3 protein-coding genes and 1 tRNA gene are annotated in these 4,671 nt (G+C 72.7%); 2 read left to right on the top strand and 2 right to left on the bottom strand.

What is annotated here, in order from left to right; all coding sequences use genetic code 11:
- The coding region (locus tag IE249_RS28700) for an alpha/beta hydrolase (protein ID WP_229859454.1) at positions 1 to 1,377 on the top strand (1,377 nt) is incomplete at its 5' end.
- Positions 1,378 to 1,485: 108 nt separating this feature from the next.
- A tRNA-Thr gene (locus IE249_RS28695) sits at positions 1,486 to 1,562 on the top strand.
- Positions 1,563 to 1,992: 430 nt separating this feature from the next.
- Here the strand turns inward: IE249_RS28695 and IE249_RS28690 are convergent.
- Complete coding sequence (locus IE249_RS28690; protein ID WP_189709337.1) at positions 1,993 to 3,309, bottom strand: KamA family radical SAM protein; 1,317 nt, start codon at positions 3,307 to 3,309, stop codon at positions 1,993 to 1,995.
- Positions 3,310 to 3,428: 119 nt separating this feature from the next.
- The coding region (locus IE249_RS28685; RefSeq protein WP_229859453.1) for an alpha/beta fold hydrolase at positions 3,429 to 4,671 on the bottom strand (1,243 nt) is incomplete at its 5' end.

Genomic DNA, 4,671 nt, shown 5'->3' with positions numbered 1-4,671 from the left:
TGCGGAGTCCCCGGATTCCAGTGCGCCACGATGAAGGCGCCGCTCGACTACTCCCACCCCGCCGGCGGCGACATCAAGCTGGCCGTCGCCCGCAAGAAGGCCACCGGTCCCGGCAAGCGCATCGGCTCGCTCCTGGTCAACCCGGGCGGCCCGGGCGGCTCGGCCATCGGCTACCTGCAGCAGTACGCGGGCGTCGGCTACCCGGCCGAGGTCCGCGCCCGTTACGACATGGTCGCCATGGACCCGCGCGGCGTGGCCCGCAGCGAGCCCGTCGAGTGCCTCGACGACCGTGGCATGGACACGTACACGCAGACCGACATGACGCCCGACGACCGCGGTGAGGTCGACGCGCTCGTCGGCGCCTACCGCAAGTTCGCGGACGGCTGCGGGGCGCACGACCCCCGGCTGCTGCGGCACGTCTCCACCGTGGAGGCGGCACGCGACATGGACATCCTGCGCGCCGCGCTCGGCGACCGCACGCTGCACTACGTCGGGGCCTCCTACGGCACGTTCCTCGGCGCGACGTACGCCGGGCTGTTCCCGAAGCGGGTCGGCCGGCTGGTCCTGGACGGCGCGATGGACCCGTCCCTGTCGGCGCGCAGGCTGAACCTGGACCAGACGGCGGGATTCGAGACGGCGTTCCAGTCGTTCGCGAAGGACTGCGTGCGGCAGAGCGACTGCCCCCTCGGCGGCCGCGGCACGACGCCCAAGCAGGCCGGCGACCGCCTCGCGGCGTTCTTCCGCAAACTCGACGCGCACCCCATCCCCACCGGCGACGCGGACGGCCGCCGCCTGGGCGAGGCGCTGGCCACCACGGGCGTCATCGCGGCGATGTACGACCAGGCGGCCTGGCCGCAACTGCGCGAGGCGCTGAACTCGGCCATGAAGGACAACGACGGAGCCGGCCTGCTCGTCCTGTCCGACAGCTACTACGAGCGCGACGCCGACGGCCACTACAGCAACCTGATGTACGCCAACGCCGCCGTGAACTGCCTGGACCTCCCGCCCGCCTTCGCCTCGCCCCAGCAGGTGCAGAAGTCGCTCCCCGCCTTCGAGAAGGCCTCCCCGGTCTTCGGCGAGGGGCTGGCCTGGGCCTCCCTGAACTGCGCCTACTGGCCGGTGCGGGCGACCGCCGGGCCGCACCGCATCGTGGCGAAGGGCGCGGCCCCCATCGTGGTCGTCGGCACCACCCGCGACCCGGCGACCCCGTACCGCTGGGCCCAGTCCCTGGCCCGCCAGTTGGCCTCGGGCCGCCTGCTCACCTTCAACGGCGACGGCCACACCGCCTACGGCCGCGGCAGCCGCTGCATCGACTCCGCGATCGACGCCTACCTGCTCCACGGCACCCCGCCGGCCCGCGGAAAGCGCTGCCCGTAGCGGCCACCGCCGGCCCCGCCCCGGCCCTCTCCGGGGCGGGTGCGAAGCACCCCTCGAAACTGTGTAGACTTACCGACGTTGCCGATCGCACCATAGTGCCGGCAGCGCGCCGCTTTAGCTCAGATGGCCAGAGCAACGCACTCGTAATGCGTAGGTCTCGGGTTCGAATCCCGAAAGCGGCTCCATGGTGAACCCCGGGTCGGGACTCTGACCTGGGGCTTCTCTGTTTCGTTGACCTTGGAATTCTGGCTGATCGGACACCGGTGTCCTACGCGTCGCACTGTGACCGGCGCGACGACCGCCCGGGGCCGCAGCAGCCAGGCCGGAGCGACCCGCGCCATGAGGATGCCGCTCCTCGGCGATCTCGGCGACGACGGCGGCCGCCGCTCGGTCCGAATCCTCGATGGGGCCGTAGAACCGCTCCTGGACCGGGTCGTCGGGGCGGTGGGAGGATCAGGACCCGTAGCAGGCGGACGAGTTCGTGGCGGCCTGATCACACCGGCCCCGCGAGTACAGCGAAGAGTCGAGATCTCACGCCGGCCGCGGTGCTCCGAGGCGTCCGCGCGATGCCGCTCGGCCGCCGGGCCGTGGCGGGCAGGTCGGCCGCGTTCGTCCTCACTGGGGCGGCCACTGCAGCGCCGCACGCACGTCGCCGGGGGTGGCCGGGTCGGGTTCCAGGTCGTCGAGCCAGGCCGCGTCGGGGCTGAAGCGGGCCCTGAACGGCCGGCCCACCAGCTCCGGATCGCGGGCCTGGAGCAGGCGCAGCCGGAAGAAGGAACCCTCGGGGGTGTCCTCGACCCCGTCGACCACCACCTTGCCGGGCGTCGCCGACATCACCGGGCCGCGCACTGTGCGGGCCAGGCCCGGCAGGGTGCGGTAGGCCCGCGCGAAGATGTCCACCGCCTGGGCGAGCGGCACCCGGAAGTACTCCTGGGGTCCGGTGTCCCGCTCCACGAACATGTAGTACGGGACCGCGCCCGCGGCCAACTCCAGCCGCCAGAGCGTGTTCCAGGTGGCGGGGTCGTCGTTGACGTGCGCGATCAGAGGGGCCTGGCAGTACACGACGGCACCCGTGGCGCGGATCCGGGCGAGCGCGGTGCGCGCCACGTCGGTCTCCAGCTCCCGTGGATGGCTGAAGTGTGCCATCACTGCCAACTGCCGCCCGGACGCGATGACTTGCTCGAAAAGCCGCAGGGCGTCGTCGGCGTCCTGGTCGGTGACGAAGCGCTGCGGCCAGTAGGCCACCGACTTGGTGCCGATCCGGATCGTGCGCACCGTGTCCACGGCCAGCAGCGGCTCGATGTGGCTGCGCAGCCGCTCCGTGGACATGATCATCGGGTCGCCCCCGGTGATCAGTACGTCGTGGACGTCGGGATGGGAACCGAGGTAGTCCACGAGCCCGCCGGGGGCCGGGGCCGCGAACTTCAGGTCGGCGTCGCCGATGAACTGGGCCCAGCGGAAGCAGTACGTGCAATACGCATGGCAGGTCTGGCCCTGGCCGGGGAAGTAGAGCACTGTCTCGCGGTACTTGTGCTGCACACCGGGCAGCGGTTGCCCGGCGTGATTCGGCACGTTCAGCCGCTGCCCCGAGGGGTGCGGGTTGAGGCGCCGGCGCACCTCGGAGACCTTCTCGCGCAGCAGCTGCCGGTCGCCCCGGTCCGAGGAGAGCTTGGCCAACTCGCTCTCGTCGTTCCCGCCCAGCATTCCGGGCTGGGGGAAGGTGAGCTGGAACAGGGGGTCGTCCGGCACCCGGTCCCAGTCGATGAGCTGGTCGAGCACGTACTCGTTGACGCGGAAGGGCAGGACATGCGAGATGGCCCGGACCGAGGTGCGCAGCGGCTCGGAAAGGCCGTGGCGGCGGGCGATCTCGTCGATGTGCCGCGGGCCGAGCGCGCGGAAACGTTCGCCCGCGAGGGGGGACGGCGGAATCATCGGGTACCTCCGATTGCGGTGCGGCGGTGGTGGTGCGTTGGGTGCGGATGGCCCCCGCGGGGAGGTGACGCGACCCTCGCGGGGCGGGCTCACACTCCCCGGCGGGGGTGGTGACTGTCCTACCGCTCTGCTGCGGCGAGGGCCGTCCGCAGGTGCCGGGCCAGTGTCTCCACGGCCGGCCGCCGCAGTACGGAGTAGTGGTCCGCGGGGACGGCCGGCACCTGCAACCGCCCCGGCACCGGGGCGTCCTGGCCGGACTCGTCCGGCGCGCCGAGGAACGGCTCCCAGCCGAGCGCCGGCGAGGTCCCCTCCGGCCTGGGCTGCTCCAGCGCACGCAGCAGCAGAAGCCGGTCGGCCTCCACCGGCCGGGCCGCGGGGCGGTACTTCGAGGCGGCCTTGGAGTGCGCGAGGTACACACTGAAGCGCCGGCGCAGCTCGATGTCCGTGCCGTCGGCCTCGCGCGGGGTGGCCGGGCCCGCCGCCGCGAGGGCGGCCGGGTCGGGGGCCGGTCCGTCGAAGCCGGTGCCGGCCAGCTCCGCCACGAACGAGGCCGCGCGTTCGGCCGGTTCCGCGTCGAAGCCGTCGTAGGCGCGGGCTCCGGGGGCGTAGGAGTCGATCAGGGCGAGCAGTTCGACCCGCTCGCCGTCGAAGGACAGCTGGCGTGCCATCTCGTAGGCGATGAGTCCGCCCACCGACCAGCCCGCGAGACGATAGGGCCCTGTGGGCTGGACCTGCCGCATCTCGTACAGGTAGGCGGCGGCGATCTGCCGTATGTCGGAGCGCGGCCGCTCGCCCAGGCCGGTGCCCTGGGCCCGGAAGGCGAACACCGGTCCCGTGTCGGCCATGAGCCGGGCCAGCTGGCGGAAGGCGAGCACGTCGCCGCCGATGCCGTGGACGCAGAACAGGGGACGTCCGGGCCCGGCGTCGGACAGGGCGACCAGTTCACCGTCCCGCTCGGCCGTCGTGGCCTGCCGGCCGGCGTCGATCGCCTCGGCCAGCCGGGCTATGGTCGGCTGCTCCAGGACCTGGCGCAGGGTCAGGTCGCTGTCGAGCAGCTTGCGCACCCGGGTGATCATCACGGTGGCCAGGAGGGAGTGCCCGCCGGTCTCGAAGAAGTCCGTCTCGACGCCGATCTCGTCCTTCTTGAGAAGGTCGGACCAGATCCGCGCGAGCGCCTTCTCGGTCGCGGTGCGCGGCGCGACATGGGGGGTGGCCGCGGCGGTGCCGGTGTACGACAGCAGGGCGCGCCGGTCGACCTTGCCGTTGGGCATCAGCGGCAGCGCGGGCAGCGCCAGCAGCAGCGCCGGTACGACCGGAGCGGGCAGCCGCCCGACCAGGTGCGCGCGGAGCGTCTCGGCCGTG

The sequence above is a fragment of the Streptomyces anandii JCM 4720 genome, from assembly GCF_014650655.1.
GTDB classification, from domain to species: domain Bacteria; phylum Actinomycetota; class Actinomycetes; order Streptomycetales; family Streptomycetaceae; genus Streptomyces; species Streptomyces anandii.
Note: the sequence above shows the minus strand (reverse complement) of the source record. Positions and strands in the feature narration are given on the sequence as shown.

Bases quoted from the DNA above. Each gene is read 5' to 3' on its own strand.
- IE249_RS28690 (WP_189709337.1), bottom strand. From the start codon at position 3,309: ATGATTCCGCCGTCCCCCCTCGCGGGCGAACGTTTCCGCGCGCTCGGC.